Below are 3,719 nucleotides of genomic sequence, written 5' to 3'. Positions count from 1 at the left end.
ATAGTGAATTTCTGAATAATCCCATTTAACTGAATGGAAAGAAGAAATGTTTTTTTATAAAAATCATGAGTTTTAAATTGGTCGATAAGTTACAAAGCTATTTCTACAAGATAAGAATTAAAGGGGAAGTAGAATGGATAAGATTCAAATTGCGAAAAGAATGAGAGATTCCATAAAGAGTGGTCAATTGGACACGTTAAGAGGTTTACTTGAGAAAGAGCCTAAGATGTTGGAATATGTGACGCCATTTGGTACGTGGTTACATGTAGCGACAGCGCATGGACAGTTAGAAATAATAGAGTACTTAATCAATTCAGGAATTAATATTCATGCAAAGTGTGGGACTTTTTCTACAAATGCCCTTGAAAGAGCAGCTACAAAAGGGCATTTACATATTGCAGAGTATCTCATTAAACACCAAGTTGAAATAGACACTAGTGAGCCGGATCGAAATCCTCTGTTTGCTGCAATATATAGCAGTCATTTTGAAATCGTTAAATTGCTAGTTATGAATGGTATAGATATAACGATAAAATATTCTGGTAATAATATGAAAGAAATGGACGCTTATACGTTTGCTATTGAAAGAGGAGAGATGAAAATTGCTGAATATTTAAAGTGTAAGTTGAATGAGAAAGTATAATATATTTTCATAGTGGAGGACGCTATTAATGGAAGTACATGGAATGGTTTCAATATGGTTAGGGAATATGGAAACGCAAGATCAGTTAGATGTATATATGGAGGTTACATATGATGAAGAAGAAGGAGACTCTATACCAGCAAGGTTTTTTGTTGATTTTAATATTGATATGATTGATGTAGATGAGGATTTTATTGAAAAGGAAGTGTTAGAAGAAGCGAGTGATGATATTTCTGTGTTGTTAACGGGATGCTCATATGATGATAAAATACTTTCTCGAATTAAGGAAGAAGTTAAATTAAAGAAATCCTATAATTCTATCGTATTAATTTATAATTTTCAGGATGACAATGCCGTTAGTAATTTTGAAGGCTTTGATTTTGTAACTGCTACAAGCTATCTATAGTTGTGAGAAAATCATAGTAAGGTAAGGAAGAATAAAAAATGAATATGTATAGTTTTTCCAATAAATATTTGGTATGATCGTGAATGGGAAAAATATACATATTGTTAATGGTTAATAGAAGGGGGGATTGTATTGAAAAGAACACCTGAATGCGTATTAGGTTTAATTGGTGGTATTTTGGGAATTATAATTTCTATTATTTTAATAATTGTAGCCATTAATGTTATGGAAGGTTTTGATTACAAACTTTTGGCTTATTATTCTATTATTTTAACGGTTCAAATAGGGCTATTCATTTTATCATGTTTAGTAAACAAGGTTAATAATAAAGTTTATGGAGTTTGTATGATTGTGATTCCTATAGTTATGTTATTTATGTCATTATTCTTTTTACTTATTCCGACAATATTACAAATTATGTCTGGTTCATTTGCATTTAGAACATTAAAGTTAGACTCTAATTGATGAATATAGCTTAAGTGTAATTTTTAGAGTCTGTATATTCAGGAAATTAGATGTTTTCGTGTGCAGTTCAAATTAACATAAGGTACAAAGTTGTATGCATTAGGAGGAGAAACAAATGATTATTTGGTCAGGTTGGGGTTTTTTAGTCGCAATTATTGTAATTATTAATACTCTTTTGGGTAAGGTTTTCTTTGAATCTATAACGGGAGACGCTACATATTTTCAAGAACATAGTTGGCCAATGGCAGTAATGTTTATTATATCAGGGCTGATGTCTTGGTATTTAGGAAAATATATTAATAAACCAAGTGGGAAAATTTATATAGATGCCGAAACTGGTGAAAAAGTTATGTTTAACAAAAGGCACTCACTATTTTTTATAAAAATGGAATATTGGGGACCGATTCTAGGAGTTATTGCGATTATAACTTTAATTACAAGATAAAAATAGAGGATGAGTATAGTACGAATAATCTATTCAAGCAAAAGGAGAATTCATTCATGAACGCAAAGAAACTACTAGGGATAGCAGTTCCAGTCATGTTGTTATTTGGTTGTGGAGTTTCTGAGAAAACGAACACATCTAAACAGGAGAAAACAGAAGAGTCTAAAGTAAAAGAATCGAAGTCTAAGATTCAGAAGGAAAAAGTTTCGAAGGAAGACTATCCTAATAAAGTATATAAATTAGGGATAGAGTTTGATAAGTTGTTTGCCGAGCATAATAAAATAACAAGAGAGGTTTTTGACGGTAAGAAAAAGAAATCAGACCTAGTAGATAGTGTGAAAGAATTGAATGAAATGTTAGATAAATTTGAGTCGATAGATCCGCCGAAAGAGTATGTAAATCAACAAAAGGATTTTGAAAAAGCAATTAGTTATTTTAGAGAGTCTTTTTCTTTAATAAATGAAGTATTCACTCGAAAAGAAAAAAGAGAAAAAGGTGATAAGACTGATAAAGAGTTAATCGAGAAATCCGAAAAGCTAGTGAAAGAAGGAGATATTTACTGGCTTAAAGCATTCAAAGATCTTGAAGGGGATATTAAAGTCGGTGACGGTACAGTATCTATGAAAGATTTGAAAGAGTTAGATAAGAAAGCTGGAATTAACACGGATAACGTTATGAAGAATGTGAAAGATGGTACGGAGTTAATCGGTAACTGGGGATTCCAAGGAACAGACGGTTTCAATATGTCACTCATTCTAAAAGGTGATAAGACATTTGAAACATATGGTAAAGGTGAGTATCCAAAGAAAAAGAATTATATTGAAGGAACTTGGGAGTATGATAAGGAAGCTTTTACAATCTATTTACATCTCAATAAACGTTTAGTAGACAGTGTAGAAGATACAATTCAAAAAAAGAAAATAACATATAAAGTTCAAGATTATGATGGGAAAAACTTGCGATTATTTAATGAGACGTCATTCAATACAATTAAGTATGTGAAGCAAAGTTAAAGTTATGTAGGGACTAGGTTTAAATGGCATAGTCCTTAATTAAAGTGTGAGTATGTAAATAATAGGTTATCTTTGGTTCTGTCTACTTAGTATCATGTTATTGTTTAATAAGGTAATAAATGCAATTTAAACTTAAGCATGTGAGGTTGGTTATAAGTGATAAAGAAATTTACTAGAGTAGTATTAACGGTGGTTATACCAATCGATCTTATTACGGGTTGTGGAACTGCTGAAAAAACTGAAGCAAAAGAGCCGAAAGCGGTACAAGCGGAGAAAAAGGATTATACGGATTACTCATACGGTAGCAAAGGCATATTAGTAAGCGGAAAAGCGAAAGAACGTCTACAATACGAGGTTGGATATATGGATGATAACAAGTTAATTGGGATCGATGAAAATATTGAGGACTGTATTATTTTAGATAATAAAGATGAAGCAGGTTACATTTGGAAACAAATAGAGCGCGGATCTATTATTGAAGTGCAATATGGTAAGGACCGCAAAGACATCGTAGGGGTACAATTAGTAGGAGATCGTAAGCCATACGAAATTAGTGATAAGTTTGATCGAAATACGATAAATGAGATTGTCGGACAAGTTAAAGGTAATTTGTAATAGACGTATTTCGCTAGTATATGATCTATTATCATGAAATGGCGAATCACATACATAAAAGTTTGGAATCAACGGCATTTTTTATATGAAAATGCCGTTGATTTATTTTAAAAAGTAAAGGGTATTCTATAG

The 3,719-nt window shown here is 31.5% G+C and carries 6 protein-coding genes; all 6 read left to right on the top strand.

Annotated elements, in window-relative coordinates:
* The first annotated feature begins 133 nt into the window (after window positions 1–133).
* The 6 genes from AB3X48_RS19095 to AB3X48_RS19070 all read left to right on the top strand — a co-directional run bounded on the left by AB3X48_RS19095 (window position 134) and on the right by AB3X48_RS19070 (window position 3,587).
* The gene (locus AB3X48_RS19095; RefSeq protein ID WP_016105393.1) at window positions 134–643 is read left to right on the top strand and encodes an ankyrin repeat domain-containing protein; all 510 of its coding nucleotides are present in this window, start codon (window positions 134–136) and stop codon (window positions 641–643) included.
* A 28-nt stretch (window positions 644–671) separates the two neighbouring features.
* A complete protein-coding gene (locus AB3X48_RS19090; protein ID WP_016105392.1) occupies window positions 672–1,049 on the top strand; it encodes an immunity 22 family protein in 378 nt (125 codons plus the stop codon).
* Window positions 1,050–1,181: 132 nt separating this feature from the next.
* Complete coding sequence (locus AB3X48_RS19085; RefSeq protein ID WP_016105391.1) at window positions 1,182–1,514, top strand: DUF4064 domain-containing protein; 333 nt, start codon at window positions 1,182–1,184, stop codon at window positions 1,512–1,514.
* Between the two features lie 115 nt (window positions 1,515–1,629).
* Window positions 1,630–1,959, top strand: coding sequence for a hypothetical protein (locus tag AB3X48_RS19080; protein WP_002110737.1), 330 nt, complete (start codon window positions 1,630–1,632; stop codon window positions 1,957–1,959).
* Window positions 1,960–2,015: 56 nt separating this feature from the next.
* Window positions 2,016–2,972 (top strand): DUF3994 domain-containing protein, encoded by a 957-nt coding sequence (locus AB3X48_RS19075; protein ID WP_088099262.1) that lies wholly within the window; start codon window positions 2,016–2,018, stop codon window positions 2,970–2,972.
* A gap of 156 nt (window positions 2,973–3,128) precedes the next feature.
* Window positions 3,129–3,587 (top strand): hypothetical protein, encoded by a 459-nt coding sequence (locus AB3X48_RS19070; RefSeq protein ID WP_016105389.1) that lies wholly within the window; start codon window positions 3,129–3,131, stop codon window positions 3,585–3,587.
* Window positions 3,588–3,719: the final 132 nt, after the last annotated feature.

Origin of the sequence: Bacillus sp. S4 (genome assembly GCF_040838205.1) — a bacterium.
In the GTDB taxonomy this organism is placed as follows: Bacteria; Bacillota; Bacilli; order Bacillales; family Bacillaceae_G; genus Bacillus_A; species Bacillus_A cereus_U.
Note: the sequence above shows the minus strand (reverse complement) of the source record. Positions and strands in the feature narration are given on the sequence as shown.

Bases quoted from the DNA above. Each gene is read 5' to 3' on its own strand.
- AB3X48_RS19095 (WP_016105393.1), top strand. From the start codon at position 134: ATGGATAAGATTCAAATTGCGAAAAGAATGAGAGATTCCATAAAGAGT.
- AB3X48_RS19090 (WP_016105392.1), top strand. From the start codon at position 672: ATGGAAGTACATGGAATGGTTTCAATATGGTTAGGGAATATGGAAACG.
- AB3X48_RS19080 (WP_002110737.1), top strand. From the start codon at position 1,630: ATGATTATTTGGTCAGGTTGGGGTTTTTTAGTCGCAATTATTGTAATT.
- AB3X48_RS19075 (WP_088099262.1), top strand. From the start codon at position 2,016: ATGAACGCAAAGAAACTACTAGGGATAGCAGTTCCAGTCATGTTGTTA.